Annotated in this window: 25 protein-coding genes and 1 tRNA gene; 9 read left to right on the plus strand and 17 right to left on the minus strand. The window is 60.2% G+C overall.

Features of this window, described 5'->3' with window-relative positions; genetic code table 11:
* Positions 1 to 5: 5 nt before the first annotated feature.
* From flgJ to ACT9T4_RS18280, 11 genes are all read right to left on the minus strand, one after another.
* Positions 6 to 1,223 carry a flagellar assembly peptidoglycan hydrolase FlgJ gene (gene flgJ / locus ACT9T4_RS18230; protein WP_042553099.1) on the minus strand — a complete coding sequence of 406 codons (1,218 nt, stop codon included), beginning with the start codon at positions 1,221 to 1,223 and terminating at the stop codon, positions 6 to 8.
* A 12-nt stretch (positions 1,224 to 1,235) separates the two neighbouring features.
* Positions 1,236 to 2,333, minus strand: a complete 1,098-nt coding sequence (locus tag ACT9T4_RS18235) for a flagellar basal body P-ring protein FlgI (RefSeq protein WP_042553173.1) — start codon at positions 2,331 to 2,333, stop codon at positions 1,236 to 1,238.
* Positions 2,334 to 2,344: 11 nt separating this feature from the next.
* Entirely contained in the window at positions 2,345 to 3,058 is a 714-nt protein-coding gene (flgH, locus tag ACT9T4_RS18240) for a flagellar basal body L-ring protein FlgH (RefSeq protein WP_499118300.1), read from the minus strand.
* A 62-nt stretch (positions 3,059 to 3,120) separates the two neighbouring features.
* Positions 3,121 to 3,906, minus strand: coding sequence for a flagellar basal-body rod protein FlgG (gene flgG, locus ACT9T4_RS18245; RefSeq protein WP_042553101.1), 786 nt, complete (start codon positions 3,904 to 3,906; stop codon positions 3,121 to 3,123).
* 47 nt (positions 3,907 to 3,953) lie between these two features.
* Complete coding sequence (locus tag ACT9T4_RS18250) at positions 3,954 to 4,694, minus strand: flagellar basal body rod protein FlgF (RefSeq protein ID WP_042553102.1); 741 nt, start codon at positions 4,692 to 4,694, stop codon at positions 3,954 to 3,956.
* 196 nt (positions 4,695 to 4,890) lie between these two features.
* On the minus strand, positions 4,891 to 6,372 hold the full coding sequence (locus ACT9T4_RS18255; protein WP_042553103.1) for a flagellar hook protein FlgE: 1,482 nt from the start codon (positions 6,370 to 6,372) through the stop codon (positions 4,891 to 4,893).
* Between the two features lie 43 nt (positions 6,373 to 6,415).
* Entirely contained in the window at positions 6,416 to 7,090 is a 675-nt protein-coding gene (gene flgD, locus ACT9T4_RS18260; protein ID WP_042553104.1) for a flagellar hook assembly protein FlgD, read from the minus strand.
* 14 nt (positions 7,091 to 7,104) lie between these two features.
* Complete coding sequence (gene flgC, locus ACT9T4_RS18265; protein ID WP_042553105.1) at positions 7,105 to 7,548, minus strand: flagellar basal body rod protein FlgC; 444 nt, start codon at positions 7,546 to 7,548, stop codon at positions 7,105 to 7,107.
* 11 nt (positions 7,549 to 7,559) lie between these two features.
* Positions 7,560 to 7,970 (minus strand): flagellar basal body rod protein FlgB, encoded by a 411-nt coding sequence (gene flgB / locus ACT9T4_RS18270; protein WP_042553106.1) that lies wholly within the window; start codon positions 7,968 to 7,970, stop codon positions 7,560 to 7,562.
* Between the two features lie 284 nt (positions 7,971 to 8,254).
* The gene (gene cheR, locus ACT9T4_RS18275; RefSeq protein ID WP_042553174.1) at positions 8,255 to 9,082 is read right to left on the minus strand and encodes a protein-glutamate O-methyltransferase CheR; all 828 of its coding nucleotides are present in this window, start codon (positions 9,080 to 9,082) and stop codon (positions 8,255 to 8,257) included.
* A gap of 106 nt (positions 9,083 to 9,188) precedes the next feature.
* Positions 9,189 to 10,124, minus strand: a complete 936-nt coding sequence (locus ACT9T4_RS18280) for a chemotaxis protein CheV (protein ID WP_042553107.1) — start codon at positions 10,122 to 10,124, stop codon at positions 9,189 to 9,191.
* Between the two features lie 79 nt (positions 10,125 to 10,203).
* Here ACT9T4_RS18280 and flgA point away from each other — a divergent pair, with 79 nt between their 5' ends.
* The 4 genes from flgA to ACT9T4_RS18300 all read left to right on the plus strand — a co-directional run bounded on the left by flgA (position 10,204) and on the right by ACT9T4_RS18300 (position 12,867).
* Complete coding sequence (gene flgA, locus ACT9T4_RS18285) at positions 10,204 to 10,962, plus strand: flagellar basal body P-ring formation chaperone FlgA (protein ID WP_042553108.1); 759 nt, start codon at positions 10,204 to 10,206, stop codon at positions 10,960 to 10,962.
* 165 nt (positions 10,963 to 11,127) lie between these two features.
* The gene (gene flgM, locus ACT9T4_RS18290) at positions 11,128 to 11,463 is read left to right on the plus strand and encodes a flagellar biosynthesis anti-sigma factor FlgM (RefSeq protein WP_042553109.1); all 336 of its coding nucleotides are present in this window, start codon (positions 11,128 to 11,130) and stop codon (positions 11,461 to 11,463) included.
* A gap of 106 nt (positions 11,464 to 11,569) precedes the next feature.
* Positions 11,570 to 12,037, plus strand: a complete 468-nt coding sequence (locus tag ACT9T4_RS18295; protein ID WP_499118306.1) for a flagella synthesis protein FlgN — start codon at positions 11,570 to 11,572, stop codon at positions 12,035 to 12,037.
* Between the two features lie 80 nt (positions 12,038 to 12,117).
* Complete coding sequence (locus ACT9T4_RS18300; RefSeq protein ID WP_042553111.1) at positions 12,118 to 12,867, plus strand: flagellar brake protein; 750 nt, start codon at positions 12,118 to 12,120, stop codon at positions 12,865 to 12,867.
* 2 nt (positions 12,868 to 12,869) lie between these two features.
* Here ACT9T4_RS18300 and ACT9T4_RS18305 read toward each other — a convergent pair whose 3' ends face one another.
* The 4 genes from ACT9T4_RS18305 to ACT9T4_RS18320 form a co-directional block, all read right to left on the minus strand.
* Complete coding sequence (locus ACT9T4_RS18305; RefSeq protein WP_042553112.1) at positions 12,870 to 14,201, minus strand: MFS transporter; 1,332 nt, start codon at positions 14,199 to 14,201, stop codon at positions 12,870 to 12,872.
* Between the two features lie 195 nt (positions 14,202 to 14,396).
* On the minus strand, positions 14,397 to 15,056 hold the full coding sequence (locus ACT9T4_RS18310) for a YceH family protein (protein WP_042553113.1): 660 nt from the start codon (positions 15,054 to 15,056) through the stop codon (positions 14,397 to 14,399).
* 376 nt (positions 15,057 to 15,432) lie between these two features.
* Positions 15,433 to 15,507, minus strand: a tRNA-Arg gene (locus ACT9T4_RS18315).
* 88 nt (positions 15,508 to 15,595) lie between these two features.
* Complete coding sequence (locus tag ACT9T4_RS18320) at positions 15,596 to 19,063, minus strand: indolepyruvate ferredoxin oxidoreductase family protein (protein WP_499118309.1); 3,468 nt, start codon at positions 19,061 to 19,063, stop codon at positions 15,596 to 15,598.
* A gap of 202 nt (positions 19,064 to 19,265) precedes the next feature.
* On the opposite strand from ACT9T4_RS18320, the gene ACT9T4_RS18325 reads away from it, so the two are divergent.
* The 3 genes from ACT9T4_RS18325 (at position 19,266) to ACT9T4_RS18335 (ending at position 20,520) form a co-directional block, all read left to right on the plus strand.
* Positions 19,266 to 19,733, plus strand: coding sequence for an Lrp/AsnC family transcriptional regulator (locus tag ACT9T4_RS18325; protein ID WP_042553115.1), 468 nt, complete (start codon positions 19,266 to 19,268; stop codon positions 19,731 to 19,733).
* Between the two features lie 177 nt (positions 19,734 to 19,910).
* Positions 19,911 to 20,147 (plus strand): hypothetical protein, encoded by a 237-nt coding sequence (locus ACT9T4_RS18330; protein WP_042553116.1) that lies wholly within the window; start codon positions 19,911 to 19,913, stop codon positions 20,145 to 20,147.
* 187 nt (positions 20,148 to 20,334) lie between these two features.
* Entirely contained in the window at positions 20,335 to 20,520 is a 186-nt protein-coding gene (locus ACT9T4_RS18335) for a PA3371 family protein (protein WP_042553117.1), read from the plus strand.
* 36 nt (positions 20,521 to 20,556) lie between these two features.
* Here ACT9T4_RS18335 and phnN read toward each other — a convergent pair whose 3' ends face one another.
* Positions 20,557 to 21,114: a phosphonate metabolism protein/1,5-bisphosphokinase (PRPP-forming) PhnN gene (phnN, locus tag ACT9T4_RS18340; protein ID WP_179538702.1), complete on the minus strand. Its 558-nt coding sequence runs from the start codon at positions 21,112 to 21,114 to the stop codon at positions 20,557 to 20,559.
* 471 nt (positions 21,115 to 21,585) lie between these two features.
* Between phnN and ACT9T4_RS18345 the strand changes: the two genes are divergently transcribed.
* Entirely contained in the window at positions 21,586 to 21,915 is a 330-nt protein-coding gene (locus ACT9T4_RS18345; protein WP_042553119.1) for an Arc family DNA-binding protein, read from the plus strand.
* A gap of 66 nt (positions 21,916 to 21,981) precedes the next feature.
* Here ACT9T4_RS18345 and mgtE read toward each other — a convergent pair whose 3' ends face one another.
* On the minus strand, positions 21,982 to 23,430 hold the full coding sequence (gene mgtE / locus ACT9T4_RS18350; protein WP_042553120.1) for a magnesium transporter: 1,449 nt from the start codon (positions 23,428 to 23,430) through the stop codon (positions 21,982 to 21,984).
* A gap of 320 nt (positions 23,431 to 23,750) precedes the next feature.
* On the opposite strand from mgtE, the gene bamE reads away from it, so the two are divergent.
* A complete protein-coding gene (gene bamE / locus ACT9T4_RS18355; RefSeq protein WP_499118314.1) occupies positions 23,751 to 24,242 on the plus strand; it encodes an outer membrane protein assembly factor BamE domain-containing protein in 492 nt (163 codons plus the stop codon).
* Positions 24,243 to 24,360 lie beyond the last annotated feature (118 nt).

Genomic DNA, 24,360 nt, shown 5'->3' on the forward strand with positions numbered 1-24,360 from the left:
CTTCATCATCCCTGGTTGGAGGGCGCGCCGTTGGCGGCGATCATCTGGTAGGTCGACAGCTTGCGAGCGATCTGCGACACCTTTTTGGCGTACTGCGGATCGGTGGCATAGCCGGCTTTTTGCAACTCACGGGCGAACTGCTCGGGGTTGGCGGTCGAGCTCAGGGCCTTTTCATAACGCCCGTTGCTCTGCAGAAAGCTCACGTAGTCTTCGAAGCTGTGGGCATAGGATTCGTAGGCACGAAAGGACGCGGCCTCCTTCACCGGCTTGCCATTCTCGTATTCGGTGGTCATCACCCGCGCGGAATCGCCGCCCCAGCTGTTGTGGGTCTTGATACCGAACAGGTTGTGGCTGCTACTGCCATCGCCCTGCTTGATGATCGACTTGCCCCAACCGGTTTCCAGTGCTGCCTGCGCCACCAGATAGCGAGGATCGACGCCCAGCTTGGCCGCGGCCTTCTCGGCCATCGGCAGCATGGTTTCCATGAATTCCTTGGCCGACTTGAAGGTCGTGCGGCTGGCGATTTCTTCGCTGCCATTGATGTTCAGGCTGCGTTCGGCCGGTGCGGCATAGGCTTTGGCCGGCAACCAGTCGCCCTTGGCCAGGGGTTTGCCGACCGCATCGCCCGCGGGCGTTCCCGCAGCCGTGGAGGCACTGGCCGCCTCGGCGCCCGGCACGATGCCAGCCTGGATCCGCTGCGCCAGTTTGCCCGGCAGCGACAAACGACGCTGATTGAGCAAGGCCATGTCGTTGCGTTCGCCTTCGGCGGAACCCTGGGCCTTTTCGACCTGCATAGGCGCAGCGGTCTGTTCAGTGCGAGCCAGCGGTTTGCTCGGCGCAGCAGGCACCGGCGCATCGACCTGAGCGAATGGATTGGGTCGATCGCTGACGCTGCGCATCTTCGACATTTGCCGCGCCATCACGTCCGCCAGACCGATACCGTTCTTGTTGCCGGCCATGGTCACCGACAACTGCTGGTCGTACATGTCCTGGTAGGTCTTGGCCTCGTTACTGTTCATGAAGTTGCCTTCGCCGAACACCTCGTTGGCCGAACGCATGGTCTTGAGCATTTCATTGAGGAACAGCGACTCGAACTCCTTCGCGACCTTGCGAATGTTCTCCTCATTGTCGCCGCCAACCTTGAACTGGTTGAGGCGATTGAGATCGGTATAGGCGCCCGTGTCGAGAGTGGTGGTGCCGGCGGCCGCGAGTCGAGTATCCATGTCCCGCTCCTTTTAAATCACGATCAGGTCGGCCTGCAGAGCGCCGGCTTGCTTGAGCGCCTCCAGGATGGCCATCAGATCGGAAGGCGCAGCGCCTACCTGATTCACCGCACGCACGATTTCGTCGAGGGTGGTACCGGGGCCGAACTTGAACATCGGTTTCATTTCTTCGTCGGCGCCGACACGCGAACGCGGCACTACCGCAGTCTCGCCGCCGGACAGCGCGCCCGGCTGGCTGACGATCGGGTCTTCGGTGATGGTCACCGTCAGGCTGCCGTGGGTCACGGCTGCCGGCTGCACACGCACGTTCTGGCCAATGACGATGGTGCCGGTGCGCGAGTTGATGATGACCTTGGCAACCGCCTGACCGACGTCGACCTCGAGGTTTTCCAGAATCGACAGATAGTCGACGCGCTGACTCGGATCGAGCGGCGCGCTGACGCGAATCGAGCCGCCGTCGAGCGCCTGAGCCACACCTGGGCCGAGCAGCTCGTTGATGTGGTCGACGATGTTCTTTGCCGTGGTGAAATCCGGACGGTTGAGGTTCAGTGTCAGGGTGTTGCCCTGATCGAAGCCGCTCGGCACCGGACGCTCCACCGTGGCGCCACCGGGGATGCGACCGGCCGAAGGCACGTTGACGGTAATGCGCGAACCATCGGCGCCGCTGGCATCGAAACCGCCCACCACCAGGTTGCCCTGGGCGATTGCGTAGGTGTTGCCGTCGATCCCCTTGAGGGGCGTCATCAACAGGCTGCCGCCGCGCAGGCTCTTGGCGTTGCCGATCGAGGAAATGGTGATGTCGATGGTCTGCCCGGGCTTGGCGAAAGGCGGCAGGTCGGCGTGGATCGACACCGCAGCGACGTTCTTCAACTGCACGTTGCCGCCTTCCGGCACCTTGATGCCGAACTGCGCCATCATGTTGTTGAAGGTCTGCACGGTAAACGGCGTCTGGGTAGTCTGGTCGCCGCTGCCATTGAGGCCCACGACCAGGCCGTAACCGATCAACTGGTTACTACGCACACCCTGGATACTGGCCAGGTCCTTGAGCCGCTCGGCTTGAGCGGTCGAGGCCAGCAGCAGAGCTGCAACGGTGATGATCCATTTGCGCATGATCATGAACCTCAGAACGGCCACAGCGGGCTGACGAAAAAGCGATCCAGCCAACCTGGCTGACTGGCATCGGCGAAGGCGCCAGTACCGGAATAGGTGATGCGTGCATCGGCGATACGGGTCGAGGCCACGGTGTTGTCACGAGCAACGTCGTCGGAACGAACCAGACCGGCGATGCGCACCAGCTCGTCACCGGTGTTGAGGGTCATCCACTTCTCACCGCGCACGACCAGCAACCCGTTGGGCAGTACTTCGGCCACGGTCACGGTGATCGAACCGGTCAGGCTGTTGCTCTGCCCGGCCTGGCCGGAACCATTGGTGTCACGCTGGGCGCCGTACTGGGCACTGAGTCCCAGGTTCTCGGCCTTCAGCGGATTGAGGCTGGAGCTGGGGTTGTCGATCGATACGCCACCGCCGAACAGCGACGTCAGGCCGATATTGGCATTACTGTCCTTGGACATCTGCGAGCTGGCGTTCTTGCTGGCCTGCATGCGCTCGCTCAGGCTGATGGTAATCACATCACCCACGCGGAACGCCTTGCGGTCGCCGTACAGATTGTTCTCGAAGCCCGACTGGAAGATCGAGCCATTGTTCTGCGCGGCCGGCAGCGGCGTGCGTGGCAACACAGGTGCGTAGTACGGATCGTTGGGCTTGGCGACCGGCGCCACGCAGCCACTCAGCGCTACGCTGCCGAGAATCGAGAACACACACACCAAGCGGTTCATAACCACTACCTCACAGCGTTCAGGCGTATCAGGGGGTGAGCTGCTGCCCTACCCCGGGTTTCTTAAAGGTTCTGCGTGATGAAGGACAGCATCTGGTCAGCGGTGGAGATGACCTTGGAGTTCATCTCGTAGGCGCGCTGAGTGGTGATCATGTTGACCATCTCCTCGACCACGCTGACGTTGGAGTTTTCCAGGGTGTTCTGCAGGGTCGTACCCAAGCCGTTGAGGCCGGGCGTGCCGACCTGCGGCGCACCGCTGGAGGCGGTCTCCAGGAACAGGTTGTTGCCGATCGCTTCCAGACCCGCCGGGTTGATGAAGTCGGTGATCTGGATGTTGCCGACGATCTGCGGCTGCGGGTTGCCGGTGGTGGTCACCGACGCGGTGCCGTCCTCACCCACGGTGAAGGTACGCACTTCCGGTGGCAGCACGATGGCCGGCTCCAGCGCGAAACCCTGAGACGTCACCACCTGGCCATCGGAGTTCAGGTGAAAGCTGCCGTCACGGGTGTAGGACACCGTGCCATCGGGCATCAGTACCTGAAAGAAGCCGCGGCCGTTGATCGCCATGTCCATCGGCTGCTCGGTGGTCTGCAGGCTACCGGCAGTGAAGATCTTCTGCGTGCCATTGATACGCACACCGGTACCGAGCTGCAGGCCGGAAGGCAGCTGGCTGTCCTGGCTGGACTGACCGCCAGGCTGGCGACGGATCTGGTACAGCAGGTCCTCGAACTCGGCGCGATCGCGCTTGAAGCCCGTGGTGGACACGTTGGCCAGGTTGTTGGAAATGGTCGTCAGGTTCATGTCCTGAGCGGACAGGCCGGTCTTGCTGACCCAAAGTGCCGGAAGCATAGCGTTTCTCCTCGGGCGCCGGATTCATGGCGCCGCGCGTTTGGTTATCAGGTCATTTGCAAGACACGCGCCATGGCGGTGTCATTGTCTTCTGCGGTACGCATCATCTTTACCGACAGCTCGAACTGCCGGGACAGCGCCAGAATCGAGGTCATTTCCTCGACGGCATTGACGTTGCTGGACTCGAGAAAGCCCGAAGTGATCTGCACGGTGGCGTCGGCTTCCGGTGGCTGCGGGCCGTTGAAACGGATCATGCCGTCGCTGCCCTTCTGCATCTGCTTGAGGTCCGGGTTCACCAGCCGCAACCTGTCGACCTCAGCCAACACATTGGGCGCCTCGCCCAGGGCACGGATGCTGATGGTGCCGTCCTGGCCAATCTCGATCTTCTGCTCGGGCGGCACGGCGATCGGCCCGGCATTGCCCATCACCGGCATGCCATTACCGGTGCGCAGCATGCCCATGGCATCCACGTTGAGGCTCGCAGTACGCACATAGGCTTCGGTGCCATCGGGCGACTGCACGGCCAACCAGCCCTTGCCACCAATCGCCACATCCAGATCACGACCGGTTTCCTGCAAGGAGCCAGGCGTGAAATCGGTACCGGGTCGCTCGCTCATGGCGAACACACGGCTAGGCTGCGTTTCTCCAAAAATCGGCATCGAGCGCGCCTGCTCGAAATCGCGGCGAAAACCGCTCGTGGAGATGTTCGCCAGATTGTTGGCGTGGGCACGCTGGGCCAACGTGTTGTTGTGGGCACCAGTCATGGAGACGTACAGCATCTTGTCCATGTTTCCTCCGAGGTGGGGCAACTCGCCCGCGACTCTGACAAGAGCTTAAAAGCAATTCACGTGCCACCAACCACAAAAAATCGCAACCTAATGATTTTATTGGATTTATATAAACGAAACAGGCTCCCGAGGGAGCCTGAAATTTGTCGCTTGGCGAGTTGTTGCCGCTAGCGGCAACGACTCCCTGACGCGGGCATCAACGCAGGTTGATGATCGTCTGCGTGATGGCGCTCTCGGTCTCGATGGTTTTGGCGTTGGCCTGATAGTTGCGCTGGGCAACGATCAGGTTGACCAGCTGATCCGACAGCTCGACGTTGGAATCTTCCAGCGCCCCAGCCTGCAACGACCCCAGGGTGCCGCTTTTTGGCGTGCCGATGACCGGCTCACCAGATGCCGACGATTGAACCCACGCCGTTTTGCCAACCGGTGTAAGCCCCTGCATGTTGGCGAAGTTGGCCAGCACCAGTTGGCCCTGAACTTTGGTCTGGCCATTGGTATAGCGAGCGAACAGAACACCGGTCTCGTCAATTTCCAGGCCCGACAGCTCCCCGGTGCTATAACCGTCCTGCTCGACCTTGGCGACCGCAAACGTACTGTTGTACTGCGAAGACCCACGGAAATCGAACTTCACCGCCCCGCTGGCCGTGGAACCGTTTGCTGCCCAGGTCGTACCCTCGGCATTGGTCGGCGCCGCAGGCACCCAGCCATTCATGCTGAGGGTGCCATCAGGGTTCATCGACAACCCTGTGCTCAGCCTTGCCGGATCGATGGTCTGCAGCTTGCCGGACGAGTCGAAGCTCACCCCTGCCGAAAGCGCCTGAGTACTGGTCGGATCCAGCGGATTACGACCGTCCACCAGAATCTTCACGTCCCAGTTGTTCGCTCCGGTCTTCACGAAGTACTGGGTGAAGGAGTGCGCATTGCCCTGGGCGTCGTAAATATTGACCGAGGTGGAACGGTTGTAGCTGGTCGGATCCGCCGGGTTGAACGAAGCGTTGGCTGCAGTGGTACCCGCCGCAGCCCCCGCCGCATTGGCAGCCGCAAGCTGTGCAGGCGTTGCAGCCGCAGTGGCGGCCGCGATCTCGGCAGGCGTCGGGTTCGGGTTACCCGGCAACAAAGAGCCGTTGAACGCGGTTTGATAGGCGCCGTCATAGGCGCTCTGGCGCAGCACCGGAACGCTCTCGGTCGAGTTCAGGTTGAACGGCTGAGTAATGGTGGACGTAGCCCTCGGCGCCTGGCTAGCCGTTTCCACCTTCAGGTTGCCGATGATGCCGTTCTGCAAATTACCGTTGGCATCCACGCCATAACCCTGCAGGTTATGGCCGAAATTATTGACGATGAAGCCTTCACGATCAGTACCGAAGTAACCGGCACGGGTGTAGCTGATATCGCCATTGTTGCTGGTGCGGAAAAAACCGTTGCCCTGAATGGCCAGATCCAGCGAGTTCTGCGTGTAGTTGATGTTGCCCTGGCTGAACAATTGGGACACATCGCTGAGCAGCACACCGCTACCGATCGGGTTGGAGCCACTGCTGAGCATCGACGAGGCATACAGGTCGGCGAACTCGGCACGCGACTGCTTGAAGCCCGCAGTACCGGCGTTGGCGATGTTGTTACCGGTCACATTGAGGTCACTGGTTGCAGCGCGCAGGCCGCTAAGACCGATATTGAACGACATGAAAAATCTCCTTGCCGAAAGCCCGGCAGTTATAGCCTGTTAATTACTGACCAATGACCTGCACTTGCGAAAGTGGCACATTGCCGACCCCCGCAAGATTGAGCATCAATTCGTTGCCGCCCAGCGTGACGCTGTCGACGTTGGCCGGCAGCAAGGTGTAGAGCCCCTTGGTTTCGTTGCCGTAGGTCGCCTGCGCCTCGAACCTGTAGGTACCCGGTTTCATCACATTGCCGCTGGCATCCTTGCCGTCCCAGATGAAGCTCACGTTGCCAGCCTGCTGCTCACCCAGGTTGATGCGGCTCACCACCGCACCGGCAGTGTCATAAACGTTGACGTACACGTTGCTGCTGCTGGTTGGCAGCACGGCACTGGCCTTGAAGCTTTCACTGGTATCGACCACCGCCTTGTCCACCGGCACGATCACCTTGCGACCGACCAGCGAAGAAGCCTGCAGGGCCTGGGAAGACTGATAGCCGGAGAGAATGGTTTCCATGCTCGAGTTGAGCTTCTCGACGCCCTCAACGGTACTGAACTGCGCCAGCTGGGCGATGAACTCGCCATTGCCCTGAGGCTCAAGCGGGTTCTGGTTGTTCAGCTGCGCCACCAGCAGGTTGAGGAACTGGTCCTTGCCCAGCTCCTTGTTCTGCGTGGTGGAATCCTGCTTGACCTGATACTTGTCCAGTACCGAACTGGAGCTGACGCCATCAACAGTGCTCATCTCTCACTCCCGGCTCACTGACCCAAGGTCAGAACGCGCTGCATCATCTGCTTCGCGGTATTCATCATTTCCACGTTGGTCTGGAAGGCACGACTGGCAGAAATCATGTCCGCCATCTCCTCGACCACGTTGACGTTGGGGTAGTACACGTAGCCCGCTTCGTCGGCGGCCGGGTGGTTAGGCTCGTAACGTGGCATCAGGCTGCTCTGGTCCTCGACGATACCCAGTACCTGAACACCCGCGCCTGACTGATCCTGATCGGCGAACAGCGAACCGTTCTCGCCACCCTGGGCCTGCTGAAACACGGTGGCGAATACCGGATGACGAGCCCGGTAGGTCTGATCGATGCTGGAAGACACCGTTTCGGCGTTGGCGATGTTGCTGGAAATGGTATTCAGGCGAGTGCTCTGGGCACTCATGCCGGTTCCGGCGATGTTGAAAACGCTGGTAAGTGACATATCGGGCTCCTTTATTCACCACGCAGGGCGCTGACGAGCCCTTTGAATTTGCTGTTGAGCAGCGTGAAGCTGGTCTGGAAAGCCACCGAGTTCTCGGCATAGTTGGCCTGCTCGACCTGAGCGTCCACGGTGTTCTGATCGATCGATGGCGCAGTCGGCGTTCGATAAGCCAACGCCGCATCGCCCATTGGCACGCCTTCTGCTGCGATATGCCGGCTATTGGTGGTTTTCAGACCGGAGTTGCCGCTGCCGCTGCTCTTGGCAGCCTGCTGGGCCAACACGGAGGCGAAATCCAGATCTCGCGCCTTGTAGTTGGGGGTATCGGCATTCGCCATGTTATTGGCCAACACCTCGGCACGCTGAGCGCGGAAGCCCAGTGCCTTCTCGTGAATGCCAAGCGCGTTATCGAAGCTGATGCTCATCTCAGGAACCTTTGCCGTATCGGCCAGCCGGTTTTCGTGCAAAGTTCTCAGCAAAGCACGTGCCAATTTATTTTTTATCTTATAAATCAGCTGGATAAGCTAAAACAAAGGGAAGCGGCAGGCGCGGGCGGCAAAGCTTTTCCGCCGATTGGCAAGCTGAGAGCGGCAATTGAACCAGGGCTTGCCGCTTTTCTGACGCGAGGGTGACGGAACACCGTCAGGCGAGGAGAACGAACCGAATGAAAAAAGGAGGCCGGTGGGGCCTCCTTTTCGCTATCGCTGAATCACTTGGCTTTGTAAATGATCCCTGGGCTGCACTGCACCATCTGGTACTTCTCCGGCAAACCATTGAGGGCTTCGGAAGCGCCAAGGAACAGATAACCGCCTGGCTTGAGCATCGCATGGATGCGCGTAAGGATGTCCTTCTTCACATCGGCGGAGAAGTAGATCAGCACGTTGCGGCAAAACACGATGTCGAACTTGCCGAGGCTGGCGTAACTGTCCAGCAGGTTCAGCGGGCGAAACTCGACGCGGCTCTTGATCGCCGGTTTGACCACCCAGCGCCCCGGCCCCTTGGGGTCGAAGTAACGCTGCAGCCGCTCCTGGGCAAGACCGCGGCCCATCGCCAGGCTGTCGTACTCACCGGATTTGCAGTTGTTGAGCATGGTCGGCGAAAGATCAGTGGCCACGATCTGCACACCGGTCTTGAGCTGGCCGATGTTGCTGCGCTCGAACTCATCGATGCTCATCGACAGCGAATAGGGCTCTTGCCCCGACGAACAGGCCGCCGACCAAATTCGCAGGCGCTGCCCAGGGTAGGCCTTGATCAGCTCGGGCAACACTCGATTCTTGAGCACTTCGAACGGATAGGCATCTCGAAACCACAGGGTTTCGTTGGTGGTCATGGCATCGACCACCTGCTCGCGCAGACCACTGCGCGGCTGGGTCTGCATGCGCTGCACCAGTTCGCCCAGGGTCTTGATGCCGTTGGTCTCCATCAGCTTGTTCAGCCGACTGGAAACCAGGTACTGCTTATTGCTACCCAGCACGATGCCACAGGCTTTTTCCAGAAAGATCCGGAACTGTTCGAAATCCAAATTACCTGAAGACACTCGCTGAGCCTCGCCCATCTAAAAAATCGAATGCGGCAGGTAGGCCAAGGCCCACCTGTCGATTTTGCCGCCACCGCCCGTTCAGTGAATCCGGGCAATTCCTGCGTTATGCCGAGTGATCGCTCGACTTGATGCGTTCGACCACGCGAGAGGCCAGATCGTCCGGACGGAATTTCGCCAGAAAATCGTTGGCCCCCACTTTCTTCACCATCGCCTGGTTGAATACACCCGATAGTGAAGTATGCAGGAGAATGTGCAGCTTCTGCATGCGCGGATCGGAGCGGATCGCAGCGGTCAGGGTATAACCGTCCATCTCCGGCATCTCGATATCGGAAATGATCATCAGCAGTTCCTGCTCCGGCACCTTGCCCTCGTCGACCATCGCTCGCAGGAAGTCCAGCGCCTGGCGTCCATCATTCAAGGCGGTGACCTCGACCCCTACCGTCTGCAGACAGCGCATCACCTGCTTACGCGCCACCGACGAATCGTCGACGATCAGCACGTGCTGGCTGACAGCCTTGGTCTGGGTCTCGACATCCACCACGCCGACGGAAATCACCTCGGAAGTCGGCGCCACCTCGGCGAGGATCTTCTCCACGTCGATGATTTCGACCAGTTTGTCATCCAACCGCGTGACCGCCGTCAGATAATGGTCGCGCCCGGTGCCCTTGGGTGGCGGATGGATCTCTTCCCAGTTCATGTTGACGATGCGCTCCACCGAGCGCACCAGGAAGCCCTGCACCTTGGTGTTGTACTCGGTGATGATGACGAAGCTGCCCTGCAGATCACCCAGCGGTCGCTTGCCCGTCGCCATGGACAGGTCAAGGATCGGGATGGTACCGCCGCGGATATTCGCCACACCCCGAACCACCGGGCTCGATTTGGGCATGATGGTGAGTTTCGGGCATTGCAACACCTCCTTCACCTTGAAGACGTTGATCCCGTACAGCTGTGGGCCGTCGAGACGAAACAGCAACAGTTCCAGGCGATTCTGCCCAACCAGCTGAGTACGCTGGTTGACCGAATCCATCACACCGGCCATGTACGGGCTCCCATGATTCCAATTACGCATCTGATTTGGTCAGCGTAGCAGGCGGCACGCGCCTTGCTTCCAACCAGACATGAATGCACAAACGACAATTATTCGACGCGCGATGGCCAAGAGCCTTCGTTGCCTGGCAGTTTTACCTGCTTTGATGGCGCTCGGCTATAGCACGCTGACAACTGCCTCAGTCACCCTGCCCGATCAGCTTATCGGCGAGACCCAGCGCTTTCTTGAGCAGGCAGTGGAGGACTATTTGCAGCGCAGCAATATCCAGGCGCGCCACGAGGTGCAGATCAACCGTCTGGACCCACGCCTGCGCCTGCCATTATGCGATCAGCCACTGACCACCACCCTGGAAACACCCGCTGAACCCGTAGGCCGGGTGACCATGCGCGTGCGTTGTGACGGCGCGGCCCCCTGGACGGTATTCGTACCCGGCCAGGTGCGTCTTTATCGCGAAGTGGTCACCCTGGTACGCCCGGTCAAACGCGAAGGCGTGCTTGGCGAAGCCGACATAATGCTGGCGGAACGTGATGTCGGCCTGCTCAATCAGGGCTACCTGACCGAGATGGAGCAGGCGATCGGCAGAAAGGCCACGCGCGCCATGCAACCGGACCAGGTCCTGGCGCCCGTGCATATCCGCCAGGCCGAGGTCATCCGCCGCGGTGACCAGGTCGTAATCAGCGCGCGCAGCGGCGGCATCAATGTGCGCATGCCCGGCGAAGCGCTCTCGGATGGCGCCATAGGCAAGCAGATAAGCGTACGCAACCAGCGCTCGCAGCGCGTGGTTCGCGCTCGGGTGACAGGCCCCGGGCAAGTCGAAGTGTCGATGTAGGTATCATGGGTATTCATTTATCTGGCAGATTGGCGAACGGATTGGCTGACTGGCGCAGATGGGTGTTTTAGACTGTGCGAGCGACGCGATTTTTTTGCCTAAAGTTTTCTCGGGCATAGCCGACAAACTAGGCAAGCGTCCAAACTCCGTCAGAGGTTCTGCATCATGGTCATCGATTTCAACCGACTCAACAGCAGCACGCCAGCCAGCACCACACGTGCCGGCAGCGCCCAGGGCGGCAAGAACGAAGCCATCGACAACAAGGCCGGTGGCAGCGAAGCCGCAGCCCAGAAAACAGCTGTCAGCAGCAAGAGCGGCGAATCCGTTCAGCTGAGCAGCGAAGCGCAACAGTTGCAGAAAACCGTCGACAAGCTGCGCGATCAGCCAGTTGTGGATACCGACCGGGTAGCCAAGCTGAAGCAGGCCGTCGCCGATGGCAGCTATCAGGTCGACAGCCAGCGCGTCGCCAGCAAGCTGCTCAACTTCGAGTCCCAGCGCTAGTCCCAGGGCTCGCGCTGGGGTGTTGGACGCCCAGAAACCGCTTTGACGTTTTGCCGGCACCCAAGCTGGCAGAGCTCGGATAGGTTCTACCCCAGAGAGCCCGCTCATGACCGCTACGACCCTGCTCGACCTGTTCAACGAAGATATCGGCCACGCAGAGCGATTGCTTGAGCTGATAGAGAGCGAATTCCAGGCTCTCAGCGACAACGATCTGCCCAGTCTGCAGCAGATACTGGCAGACAAGCAGCCACTGCTGGCCAGTCTCGATCAACATGGCAAGGCCCGCACTCAGATTCTTCTTGGTCTTCATCTGAGCGCTGACCGCGCAGGCCTGCAGGCACTCGCGCAACGCTCCGCTCAAGGTGCCGTGCTGATGGCCGCCAGCGACCGCCTGAGTGACCTGCTCGAGAACTGCCAGGGTGCCAACCTGCGCAACGGTCGGGTCATCCGCTCGAGCCAGAAATCGGCAGAAAAAATGCTCGGCATCCTGCGTGGAAACGAGACCCCATCGCTCTATGACAGCAGCGGGAGTACCGCTAAGATCGGCGGCAAGCGCCCGCTGAGCCAGGCCTGACATAACGACAAGATGCGCAATGATATCAAAATGGCATTATCATTGACGCAGCAGTACCTTGCCCCGGAGATCACTGGACCGTGTCCAACCCCTTCGTTCAGGATGGTGGCCCGCAACCCCCGAAAGTGCTCAAGGCACCCGTGGAAATCGTTGCCAACCTACGCCTTCTGCAACAACACCATGATCCCCTGGTGATCGTGTTCCATGAACGCAACCAGCGCTTCCAGAGCTATGTGATCGAGGTGGACCGCGATCAGAACCTGCTGGTTCTCGACGAAATGATGCCCAGCGATGGTGAGCGCTACATGCAGAATGGCGAAGCCTTTCGCGTCGAATCGCTGCATGACGGCGTGCGCATTGCCTGGGATTGCCCAACCGGCATGCAGGCGAGTGAATATCAGGGCGAGCGCTGCTATGTCGGCGGTATTCCCGGTGAGGTGCTCTACCACCAGCGCCGCAATGCGTTCCGGGCCGCTCTCAAGCAATCCGATCAGGTCAAGGTGGAAATCATCGGTGCCAAACTGCGCACGCCGCTCGAAGGCCTGATGCTGGACATCTCCGCCTCGGGGTGCAAGGTTCGCCTACCCGGCAACGCCAGCGAAAAACTGCAGCCAGGACAAGTGTACGAAGGTTTCTACGCCCTACTGCCAGTCGGCCGCCTGGAGGCCGCCGTGGAGTTGCGCCATGCCCGCTATGACGACAAGCTCGACCTGACCTTCGCTGGCCTGCATTTCGCCAACCTCAGTGGGCTGCAGCAGCGACTGGTAGAGCGTTTCGTTTACCAGTTGCAACGCGAAGCCCGACGCTTTGAAAGCGATACCTTTCTATAAGCTCAGGCCTGCGGCGATGGCGCAGGCCTGTCTTGCAGATCGTCGCCACCCTGTACATCGGGATCGGTAACGACAGGCTCCTGCATCTGCTCCTGCACCACCTGCTCATCGACGCGCGGATCCAGCGCAGCCACCAGCGGCGAAGCGGTCATGTTGACTGGCATGGCCACGTGCTGCAGTGGCGCATCATCGACCTGGTGAAGGTGGGTAACGATGTTCGAGCGCACCCGCCAGACCAGAAACAGCCCGCAGACACAGAAGAACGCGTAGAGCATGTTGGCGCCGAAAAAGCGCATCAGCACACCGACCAGTAGTGGGCCGATACAGGCACCGACGCCAAAGGTCACCAGCAGCATGGCGGTCAGCGACACACGTCGATCGGTTTCCACGTGGTCATTGGCGAATGCAACGGCCAGCGGATAGAGACTGAACTGCAGCATGCTGACGATGAAACCCACCGAAATCAGCAACAACAGGGGAGCTTCGGACAATATGGCCAGGGGGGCGGCGACCACCACCATGATCCCTGACATGCCGCGTATCAGCTTGACCCTGTCGAAACGATCGGACAGCCAGCCAAGCGGCGCCTGAACGATCAGGCCCGCCAGAATGCAGCAACCCATGAAGATACCGACCTGCTCGGTCGCCAGCCCCATATCGGCCGCGTAGAGCGGCGCCAGGCCATAGAAGGAGCCGATCATAAGGCCCGCCACACCGATGGTGGTCAGCGACAGCGGCACCCGTTTGAAGAAGAAACGCATCTCCAAAGGTGCCGGATGCAATGCCGCAGGGTGCAGGCGTCGGGTCAGCGCCACGGGAACCAGACACAGGGCGAACGCCAGCGCCACCAGCATCAGCAGCTCCAGCCCCAGGGTCGGATGCACCACCAGGACCAGTTGGCCAAGCACCAGTCCAAGATAGGACGCTGCCATGTAACCGGCGAACACCAGCCCACGCTGCTTGGTGTCGGCCTGCTCGTTGAGCCAGCTTTCGATGACCATGTACTGACACATCATCCCCAGCCCGACGAGCACACGCAGCACCAGCCAGGCCGGCAGCCAGTCGAGCAGGCCATGCCCCAGCACCGCGGCAGTGACCACACCAGCACAAGCGACGTAGGCGCGAATATGCCCGACCCGGGCGATCAGCCGGTGGCCGATCTTGCCACCGAGTACCAGCCCGAAATAGTTGGCCGCCATCAGTGCACCGGCCCACACGCCCTCCCCGGACTCGGCCAGCCGAAGCGCCAGATAGGTACTCAGCAGGCCCGAGCCGAGCAGCATCAGGACAGTGGCGATGTACAGCGAACTGAAAGACTTCCAGATCAAACGCATTGGACTGCAACGACTCCTTGTAACCAGCTCCCGCAGGAGACTCAACCTCGATCAACGACACCCGATGGACAAGCAGCCATCCAGGCCGGAGCCGACGGTCGCAGTGCCATATGGATAATGCGTGACCCGCAACAGTTCATTATTCCGCCGCCTGAATCGCAGCCCCTGCAGGTACCGCCCGACCAGCATTGCCACTCAAACGGCAGCATTGCCTTCAAGCACCGCCAGCCGGGCTTCGAGCTCGGCAATACGCGCCTCGAGTGCCTCCAGGCGATCCGCGGAAGATCCCGTGACCGATCGCTCCCCCTGCGCCGCACGCTCGTGCAACTGCGCCTGCAGCTCAGCCGGATCCCCCAGCAGATGGGCATAGCGATCCTCGCGCTGCCCCGGCTGCCGCCCCACCAGGCTGACCAGGTCTCGCCCGATCAGACGCTCCAAGTGGTGCTGCACCTGATCGGCATCGTCGAAATCATGCAGGCGGTTGCTGCGAGTGAGCAGCTCGCTGACCGTCTGCGGCCCACGCAACAGCAGCAAGCCTATCAGGGTCACTTGTGGCGCCACCAACTCCAGCGCCTTGTCGACCCGCTGCTCCCAGCGATCGGCGCGACTGCCCATGACCAACCGCGCAAAACCGCGCTCTTCCAGGCTTCGTGAGGCCTGACCGACAGCGCCAGGGGTGAGGTTCATCAACGGGTCGCGGCTGGTCTTCTGGTTGCAGGCCAGCACCAGCGCATTCAGGGTCAGGGGGTAGGCTTCAGGGGTCGTGGCCTGCTTCTCGATCAGACAACCCAATACCCGGGCCTCGGCGCTGGTCAGCGGCTCTGGGCGGGGCACATCGTTAGGCTCATCGGACATGTCGCATACCTGGCTGAGGGAAAGACCCCTAGCGTAGCCTGCAAGGCGGCAAGATGACACGTTTGCGAAAGAATTTAGCAGCTTGCAAATCGCTGATTTTCCTGAGCAAAAATGGCCCAGGAAAAATCAGGAACAGAAATGAGAAGTATTTCTATTGACTAATGATCGAGAATCATTATTATCTACTTCGTCAGCTGCGAAGCTGGCTTGATAATCTGAATGCATCCAGTCGGAAGCTCCAGTTTATCTCCTCATCAGGCTAATCACGGTTATTGACCCGGCTTTTTGCCGGGTCTTTTTTTTGATTTTTATCAGGCTAACGCAAACTGGTATGGCTGAACCGCGATGGCACATCTCCATCCTCGGCGCCGGATCATGGCGTCCCCTGCTGGAATCGAACCAGCATCTAGCCCTTAGGAGGGGCTTATTCTATCCGTTGAACTAAGGAGACCCGTTAGACCCACCGCCCATTACAGCAGCCGGCCGGCATGTTAACCATCACGACGAGATTTGTCATGCCGTTGACATGCCATCGCTCATCAGGCCGCCGGTTCGAACAGCCTCACCACCGCAATCTCACCCGCCTTCATGCGTATCTGCAACTGCCGCTCCTGCTCACGCACGCTTAGCACCGCCTTCTCCTTGACATGCCCGTAGCCGCGAATCTGCTCTGGAAGCTCGGCGATCATCAGCGCCGTCGGGTAATTGGTGGAGCTCAGCGCCTCCAGCAGCTTGCCCACGCTGCGCTCGTAATCGTCGATCAGGCTGCGCTCCAGCTGGCGCTCCTCGCTGCGTGCGAAAGGGTCCAGCCAGGTACCGCGCACAAAGCGCAGTGTCGACAGCACCTTGAATGCCCTCAGCATCCATGGCCCGAAGCTGCGCTTGCGAGGCTCGCCCGTCACCTTGTCGGTCTGGCTCAGCCAGGAAGGCGCCAGATGAAACTGCAGGCGGAAATCACCCTCGAACTGCGCCCGCAATGCCTCGCTGAAAGCGCTGTCGCTATACAGGCGTGCGACTTCATATTCGTCCTTGTAGGCCAGAAGCTTGAAGTAGTAACGCGCCACGGCCCGACTCAGGCGCCGCTGAGGATCGCTGTCACGCTCGCCAACGCGCATCACCAACTGCCGGTAGCGCTCGGCGTAGGCCGCATTCTGATAAGCGGTCAGACGCGTGACCCGATCCTCGATGATGGCCTCCAGCGTTTCGCAACGCGGGGCCTCTGCAATCGCTGGCCGCACCAGGCGCTCGACGGCTGCGGCGTCATGCGCCGCGCGCCGTCCCCAGAGAAATGCCTGCTGATTGAATGCGACCGCCACGTTGTTGAGTTCGATGGCCTTGTCGATGGCCTCGGCGCTGATTGGCACCAGGCCCTTCTGGTAGGCATAACCGAGCATGAACAGGTTGGTGGCGATGCTATCGCCCAACAGCCGAGTCGCCAGATGAGTGGCATCGACGAACCAGGTCTTGCTCGCGCCAACGGCATCGCTCAGCGCCTGGCGCATGGCCTGCCCCGGAACCTGAGCATCGGGGTTGCGGGTGAATTCGGCCGTGGCCGCCTCGTGGCTGTTGATGACCGCGTGGGACACCTGCTCGTTGAGCTTGGCGAGGGCATCCTCACCCGCCGCCACGACCAGGTCGCAGCCGATCAGCAGATCCGCCTCACCGGCGGCGATACGCACCGCATAGATATCATCCTGATGGGCGGCGATGCGCACATGGGTATTCACCGGGCCGAACTTCTGCGCCAGGCCCGCCTGATCGAGCACGGTACAGCCCTTGCCTTCCAGGTGCGCCGCCATGCCCAGCAATGCCCCCACGGTGGTCACTCCGCTGCCGCCGACACCGGGCAGCAGAATGCTCCAGGGCCGCTGCAACGACGGCAGGCGCGGTTCCGGTAGCGCCACGAACAACGCCCCCGCGCCGACCGCCTGCGGCTGGCGCAACTGCCCGCCGTGCACGGTCACGAAACTGGGGCAGAAGCCGTCCAGGCAACTGAAATCCTTGTTGCAGGCGTTCTGGTCGATCTCCCGCTTGCGCCCCAGTTCCGTCTCCAGCGGCAGCACCGACAGGCAATTGGATTTCACGCTGCAGTCGCCACAGCCCTCGCATACGGCGGAGTTGATGAAAGCCCGCCGTGCCGGATCGACCAGTTTGCCGCGCTTGCGCCGGCGGCGCTTCTCGGTCGCACAGGTCTGATCGTAGATGATCACCGAAACCCCCTTGCACTCGCGCATTTCACGCTGCACGGCATCCAGCTCGCGACGGTGATGAAAGGTGGTGATCGACGCGAAGGTCGAGCGACTCGGGTACTTGTCCGGCTCGTCGCTGACCACCGCGATGCGCTTCACACCCTCGGCGAATACCTGCTGGCTCAGTTGATCGACGCGCAACTCGCCGTCCACCGGCTGACCACCCGTCATGGCCACCGCATCGTTGTAGAGAATCTTGTAGGTGATGTTGACGCCTGCCGCGACGGCAGCGCGCACGGCCAGATGCCCTGAGTGGAAATAGGTGCCGTCACCCAGGTTCTGGAACACGTGTGGCGTATCGGTGAACGGCGCCTGACCGATCCAGGTCACCCCTTCTCCGCCCATCTGCGTGAAGGTCTCGGTGCTGCGATTCATCCACTGGGTCATGTAATGGCAGCCGATGCCGCCCATGGCTCGGCTGCCTTCCGGCACCTTGGTAGAGCTGTTGTGCGGGCAACCCGAGCAGAAATGGGGGGTACGTACGGTGCTGTAGCTGCGCGCCGCCAGGGCCTTTTCCTTGGCATCGAGAAAGCCGAGTCGCGCTTCGATGACATCACTGGTGTAGATGGGAGACAGCCGCCGGGCGATGACCCGAGCGATCATCGCCGGCGTCAGCTCACCCAGGTTGGGCAACAGCGACTGGCCCTGCTCGTCGAACTCGCCCACCACCCTCGGCCGTTTGCCGACAGGCCAGTTGTAGAGCTGACCGGTCAATTGATCCTCGATGATGCTGCGTTTTTCCTCGACCACCAGAATCTCATCAAGCCCATCGGCGAAGTCGTGCACGGACACCGGCTCCAGCGGCCAGCTCATGCCGACCTTGAGCACCCGCAAGCCGATCCGCGAACAGAGCGCGTCATCCAGCCCCAGATCCTCCAGCGCCTGGCGTACGTCCAGATAGGATTTGCCCGTGGTGATGATCCCCAGCCGCGGGTTGGGTGAGTCGAGCATGACCCTGTTCAGGCCGTTGGCGCGGGCGAAAGCGCGGGCCGCGTAGATCTTGTAGACGTTGAGACGTTTTTCCTGGGCCAGTGGCGGGTCCGGCCAGCGAATGTGCACGCCCTCTTCCGGCAGCTCGAAATCATCGGGCAGGCTGACCTTGACCCGCTGCGGGTCGACATCCACCACGGCAGACGAGTCGACGTTCTCGGCGATGGTTTTCAGTGCGACCCAACAGCCGCTGTAGCGCGAAAGCTCCCAGCCGATGATGCCGTAATCGAGGATTTCCTGAACGTTGGCGGGGTTGAGCACCGGAATCGAAGCGGCAATGAAGGCATGCTCGCTCTGGTGTGCGATGGTCGACGACTTGCAGCCGTGGTCGTCACCCGCCAACAGCAACACACCGCCATGGGGCGAGACACCCGCCGAGTTGCCGTGCTTGAACACATCGCCACTGCGGTCGACACCCGGGCCCTTGCCATACCACATGGCGAATACCCCATCATAGCGGGCGCCAGGAAACAGGTTGGTCTGCTGGCTACCCCAGACCGCGGTAGCACCGAGCTCTTCGTTGACGCCGGGCTGAAAGTGGATGGCGTTCTGCTGCAGAAACTCGCGAGCCTCCCAGAGGCTCTTGTCCAACCCACCCAGCGGCGATCCGCGATAACCGGAAATGAAGCAGGCCGTATTCAGGCCCGCAGCGCAATCACGCTGCTTCTGCAACATGGGCAGGCGAGTCAGTGCCTGGGTGCCAGTGAGGTACAGATGACCCGTGGCGAGACGGTACTTGTCGTCCAGGCGGATTTCGGCCAAAGACATAGGGCGGCGCTCCTGTTGTTTTTATGGCGACCTTTTCAAGTGGCAACGGTAGGTACCACCTGTCCACATCCATCAGGATCACTGTATGGATGGCTACCTTAAGCATAGACCGGAGCGCAGCGATTTTTTCTTTCTCATTTGCGCCGCCAATGCCAATACTGAGCATGAACGTTCCAATAAAAACGACTAACCGGAAACGAACATGCACGAGCCATTGAGCGCCATCGACCGCCGCATCCTGCGCCTGATGCAACGCAATGCCGACCTGAGCGCCGCCGAGATAGCCAAGAAAGTGGAGCTGTCCCAGTCCCCCTGCTGGCGACGCATCAACCGCCTGCAGGAGGAAGGCTTCATCGAACGCAAGGTCGCACTGCTCAGCCATAAACGGCTAGGTTTCAACATCACCGTTTTCGTCAGCATCAAATTGTCGGCACACGGACGCAGCAATCTCGACGAATTCGAGCAGGCGATAACCGGCTATCCGCAGGTTCTGGAGTGCTACACCATGGCGGGCAGCTCTGACTATCTGCTCAAAGTGGTGGCACGGGATATCGCCAGCTATGAGCGCTTTTTGCGCGACCAACTCCTGCAGCGACCACACGTTCAGGAGGCGCATTCAGGCATTGCGATGAGCGAAGTGAAGCGCACGACGGAGCTGCCCCTGGACTGACGCCTGGCGACGTTCATGCATTTTGCAATGCGGCAGTCGAGCGACCTTGCAACATGCACGGCAACAAGCCGTAAATAGTTATTTAAGTGATTGATTTATAAGTATTTTTTTATTTAAAAAGATTGGCACGGGAACTGCTCTTTTACTCGCATAGAATCCGAATGCGAGAACCCCACCATGAACAGCTTCATCGCCCTGGCCACCGCCATCGCTCTGACCCTGCTAGCAGGCGCCGCATTCGCCAACTTTCAAAATAATCAGCAGCAGGCCACGGCTATGCAGCTGGTCCAGCAAATGCGCGCCACACCCGTACAGTTTCAGCACGCGACCAAGGTGGAGCCTGGCCAGTTCGAGGCCAAGCCCCTGACCAACAGCGAGTGGCAACCCCGCCCGCAACAGCGTTTCACCTTCTGAGTGCCGGGCCATGTGGAGCGTATTTTTCCCAGGTTTCGTATTGCTGCTGGCCACTATCGCCTGTGTGGCAATCTGGCTGATCGACGGACTTTCCGATCGCATTCCGCCGCAGATCTCCAGAGATGACCAGAATGGCCCCCATGACCCATTTTTCTGAATGCCAACCGCAGAACGCGAGGAGAGCATGATGTCCAAACCAGCCCTGTTGTTTCTGCTGATGGCAGTGGTATCGGCAAGCCTGCTGTGGATGGCCCCTGGCCAAGCCGAATGGCTGACTGCAGCCGCACGGATCGCGCTACCGATCAGTGTGGTATCACTGACGGTCGCCTTGCTGATCGGCAAACGGGTCAAGTTCGATCCGATCCTTCGCTAGCCGCCAACCCTCCACCGCGAAGCCGTTGGATGCGCGCTAATCGCGCAATTGGATTGGCGTATCGATCAGTTGCACCAACCTGGCAACCGTCTGCTCTATGGGGCCCGAGTTATCCAGAACAATCGCGCCATGCCCACCACCAGCGAACCTGGCATTGCGCGCCAACCTGGCTTCGATCTCATCCAGCGTTTCTCGACCACGACGCAGCAGCCTCGAGCGCAGTACGTCGGGGTCAACCTCCAACAGGATCGCCAACAGTTGCGGATAACGCTGCCGAGCCTCCTCCCAATACCCACGAGAACCGTTGACCAGTACCTGATGGCCGGCGGACAGCCAGACGTCGATTTCCTTTGGGATGCCATACCACAATCCATTGGCTCGCCAGCTCATGGCAAAGTCACCGGACTGCAGACGTGCCGTGAACGCTTCGGGTGAAACGGCGATAGCATCCTCCCCGACAGCCTCGGCGGAGCGCGTGATCACCCGCCTGACCACTTTGCAGCCTCGAGCGTCGAGCACTCCCCGCGCGGCGTCGAGCACACTGTCCTTGCCCGCCCCCGAAGGCCCCATGAGATAGATCAGCCTACCCGCCATTCGCAACGACCTCCGTAGCATCTGTCACTGCAGACAATCTCCCATCATAGCGAAGTAGTTCACTGCATGAACCAGATGGGGCGCTATGATGCGCCCGGTCTTGCAAGCCGGCTGGTTTGCCGCGGACTCGTCGCCCGTCACATACATACACATATACGTTCCCCCGCAAAACCGCTGTTTCACTCTGGCCAAAGCCATCATGGCGTATCCGTGATTTGACAATTGAGGCCCGCTAAATGGGACTTACAGCGCATTTGAAAATAATTTCGATAATTGGTGCTGGCAAAAAGCCTTTACCCAGGCCAGAATACGACACGTAATTGGCGTCAATTATTTGCTGACAAGAAGCACGATCACCAGACAAAATGCTGGCCGCGGTTGAACGGCTGCCGCTTGGGATGGTCGAAGTAACGACAATCTCGTAGCTATATGCCATTACGGCTTCGTTTCCTTGAACTAATTGGTTGATGTATGCGCCCTATGAAACAGGCTATCTACTCCAGCCGTACGGCTGACAAGTTCGTCGTTCGGTTGCCCGACGGCATGCGCGAGCGCATCGCTGATGTCGCCCGCCAACACCACCGCAGCATGAACTCCGAGATCATCGCCCGCCTGGAGCAGAGCATGCTTCAGGAAGGCGTACTGGACGACGAGGCCGATGTGCGCCTGGACAGCCCGGAGCTTTCCCTGCACGAGCGGGAACTGCTGCAGCGCTTCCGCCAGCTATCGCGTCGCCAGCAAAATGCACTCGTCGCACTGATCGCGCACGACGCTGAGATGGCCGCCGGCAACGACGACTGAATCTGCGAAAACAAAAAACCGGCTCCAGGCCGGTTTTTTTGTTGCTTCAGAAAAGCTGTTTCCCCATCAGAGGAGAAACAGCGTAGCCAGCCCGAGAAAGATGAAAAAACCACCGCTGTCGGTTACCGCAGTGATCATCACACTGGCGCCCATCGCCGGGTCACGCCCCAAGCGCATCAGCGTCATGGGGATCAGCACCCCCATCAGCGCAGCCAACAGCAGGTTGAGCGTCATTGCCGCAGTCATCACCACGCCCAGCGACCAGCTGTCGTACAGACCGTAGGCCACCACCCCGATCACCCCACCCCAGACCAGGCCATTGATCAATGCAACGCCCAGTTCCTTGCGAATAAGCCGCGATGTATTGCCGTTGCCGGTACTGACCTGATCGAGCGCCATCGCGCGGACGATCATGGTGATGGTCTGATTGCCCGAATTACCACCGATACCCGCCACGATCGGCATCAAGGCCGCCAGTGCCACCAGCTTCTCGATGGAGCCCTCGAACAGGCCGATGACACGCGAGGCCATGAACGCAGTGATCAGGTTGACGGCCAGCCAGGCCCAGCGGTTGCGCACCGACTTCCAGACCGATGCGAAAATATCTTCCTCTTCACGCAGACCCGCCATGTTGAGGACTTCGCTTTCGCTTTCCTCACGGATCAGGTCGACCATCTCGTCGATGGTCAGGCGGCCAATGAGCTTGCCGTTCTTGTCGACTACCGGCGCAGAGATCAGGTCGTAACGCTCGAAAGCCTGAGCAGCGTCATAGGCGTCCTCATCGGGATGAAAGCTGACCGGGTCATTGGCCATGACCTCGGCAACCTGCTTCTCCGGGTCGTTGACCAGCAGACGCTTGATCGACAGCACGCCCTTGAGCACCCCGTCGTAGTCGACCACGAACAGCTTGTCGGTATGCCCCGGCAGCTCCTTGAGGCGACGCAGGTAGCGCAACACCACCTCCAGGCTGACGTCCTCGCGGATGGTGACCATCTCGAAGTCCATCAGCGCACCGACCTGCTCCTCTTCATAGGAGAGCGCGGAACGCACCCGCTCGCGCTGCTGAGCGTCGAGGGTTTCCATCAGCTCATGGACGACGTCACGCGGCAGTTCGGATGCCAGATCCGCCAGCTCGTCGGCATCCATCTCCTTGGCCGCCGCGAGGATCTCATGATCCTCCATGTCGGCGAGCAGCGTCTCACGCACGGCGTCGGACACTTCGAGAAGGATGTCGCCGTCACGGTCCGCCTTGACCAGTTGCCAGATGGCAAGACGATCTTCCAACGGAAGGGCTTCGAGAATGTAAGCGACGTCGGCGGAGTGCAGATCATCGAGCTTGCGCTGCAGCTCGGCGAGGTTCTGCCGATGCACCAGACCTTCGACGCGGTCCTGGTGGTGGCCTTCCTGGCGATGGGTAAGGTCTTCGACCAGTCTGTGCCGCTGCAGCAACTCGACGACCTGAGCGAGTCGGTCCTGCAGGCTTTCTTGCGGCTTCTTGGTTTCTACTTCTGACATGGCACACTCCGCCCCCAGCGGCGGCGCGCGCCCGCGAGGGTCAATCAGTCAATACGTGATTGCACACTTGGAATTCTGAGTTACTACTGGGTAAGTCCATGGTGAGGATCCACAAGCCCCGGCGGGGCTGACAGACGAATAATAACACGCTAATCAGCCATGTACGTGACAAAGGCATGGCAAGACAAGCGCTTGCAGCGTTTTCCTGAACCCGTCCGCATGAGTTCGAATACTGCGACGCACGTCATCAGGCAGAAGGCACGTGGCAACGGGCAGAGCAGCGACTAAGCTTGCCAGAACACGTCAGGGAGGACGTCACCATGCAATGGATACGCTGCACAGCCGTCTACGCCATTCTGCTCAGCCCAACCACACTGCCCGCGTCTAGCGTGTTTCGCTGCGAACATGGCGATGGCCATATCACCTTCAGCCAATATGGCTGCAGCGAAAGTCAGCAGCAGCGAATTCAGGACACCCACAACCCCAACCCCGGGAGCGTCGTCACCCCACTGACGCGCCCAGAGCCCACACCGAAAAGCGCAACGGAACCCTCTGAAAAGACGCTGACCGTGATCGGCGAGCAGCAGGACGGCTGTGGCAATGCCGTCATAGGCAGCGCCAGACGCGAAGCGATCATCAGGAAGCAGATACGCACCGGCATGACCCGCAAGGACGTCGAGAGCGCGCTAGGCAAGCCACAGCGCATCAGCCAACGCAACGGCCAGACGACCTACCATTACACCAACAAGGACAACAGCGAGCGGCGCACGGTCAGTTTCGACCAGAATGACTGCGTAATGGGAAAACGCTAGACAAAGAAAAAGGGCCTGCATCACTGCAGGCCCTTTTGGGTATGGCGGACTCAGGAGGATTCGAACCTCCGACCGCTCGGTTCGTAGCCGAGTACTCTATCCAGCTGAGCTATGAGTC

Source organism: Pseudomonas sp. SZ40, from assembly GCF_052958135.1.

Bases quoted from the DNA above. Each gene is read 5' to 3' on its own strand.
- flgJ (WP_042553099.1), bottom strand. From the start codon at position 1,223: ATGGATACTCGACTCGCGGCCGCCGGCACCACCACTCTCGACACGGGC.
- ACT9T4_RS18235 (WP_042553173.1), bottom strand. From the start codon at position 2,333: ATGCGCAAATGGATCATCACCGTTGCAGCTCTGCTGCTGGCCTCGACC.
- flgH (WP_499118300.1), bottom strand. From the start codon at position 3,058: ATGAACCGCTTGGTGTGTGTGTTCTCGATTCTCGGCAGCGTAGCGCTG.
- flgG (WP_042553101.1), bottom strand. From the start codon at position 3,906: ATGCTTCCGGCACTTTGGGTCAGCAAGACCGGCCTGTCCGCTCAGGAC.
- ACT9T4_RS18250 (WP_042553102.1), bottom strand. From the start codon at position 4,694: ATGGACAAGATGCTGTACGTCTCCATGACTGGTGCCCACAACAACACG.
- ACT9T4_RS18255 (WP_042553103.1), bottom strand. From the start codon at position 6,372: ATGTCGTTCAATATCGGTCTTAGCGGCCTGCGCGCTGCAACCAGTGAC.
- flgD (WP_042553104.1), bottom strand. From the start codon at position 7,090: ATGAGCACTGTTGATGGCGTCAGCTCCAGTTCGGTACTGGACAAGTAT.
- flgC (WP_042553105.1), bottom strand. From the start codon at position 7,548: ATGTCACTTACCAGCGTTTTCAACATCGCCGGAACCGGCATGAGTGCC.
- flgB (WP_042553106.1), bottom strand. From the start codon at position 7,970: ATGAGCATCAGCTTCGATAACGCGCTTGGCATTCACGAGAAGGCACTG.
- ACT9T4_RS18280 (WP_042553107.1), bottom strand. From the start codon at position 10,124: ATGGCCGGTGTGATGGATTCGGTCAACCAGCGTACTCAGCTGGTTGGG.
- flgA (WP_042553108.1), top strand. From the start codon at position 10,204: ATGAATGCACAAACGACAATTATTCGACGCGCGATGGCCAAGAGCCTT.
- flgM (WP_042553109.1), top strand. From the start codon at position 11,128: ATGGTCATCGATTTCAACCGACTCAACAGCAGCACGCCAGCCAGCACC.
- ACT9T4_RS18295 (WP_499118306.1), top strand. From the start codon at position 11,570: ATGACCGCTACGACCCTGCTCGACCTGTTCAACGAAGATATCGGCCAC.
- ACT9T4_RS18305 (WP_042553112.1), bottom strand. From the start codon at position 14,201: ATGCGTTTGATCTGGAAGTCTTTCAGTTCGCTGTACATCGCCACTGTC.
- ACT9T4_RS18310 (WP_042553113.1), bottom strand. From the start codon at position 15,056: ATGTCCGATGAGCCTAACGATGTGCCCCGCCCAGAGCCGCTGACCAGC.
- ACT9T4_RS18320 (WP_499118309.1), bottom strand. From the start codon at position 19,063: ATGTCTTTGGCCGAAATCCGCCTGGACGACAAGTACCGTCTCGCCACG.
- ACT9T4_RS18325 (WP_042553115.1), top strand. From the start codon at position 19,266: ATGCACGAGCCATTGAGCGCCATCGACCGCCGCATCCTGCGCCTGATG.
- ACT9T4_RS18330 (WP_042553116.1), top strand. From the start codon at position 19,911: ATGAACAGCTTCATCGCCCTGGCCACCGCCATCGCTCTGACCCTGCTA.
- ACT9T4_RS18335 (WP_042553117.1), top strand. From the start codon at position 20,335: ATGTCCAAACCAGCCCTGTTGTTTCTGCTGATGGCAGTGGTATCGGCA.
- phnN (WP_179538702.1), bottom strand. From the start codon at position 21,114: ATGGCGGGTAGGCTGATCTATCTCATGGGGCCTTCGGGGGCGGGCAAG.
- ACT9T4_RS18345 (WP_042553119.1), top strand. From the start codon at position 21,586: ATGCGCCCTATGAAACAGGCTATCTACTCCAGCCGTACGGCTGACAAG.
- mgtE (WP_042553120.1), bottom strand. From the start codon at position 23,430: ATGTCAGAAGTAGAAACCAAGAAGCCGCAAGAAAGCCTGCAGGACCGA.
- bamE (WP_499118314.1), top strand. From the start codon at position 23,751: ATGCAATGGATACGCTGCACAGCCGTCTACGCCATTCTGCTCAGCCCA.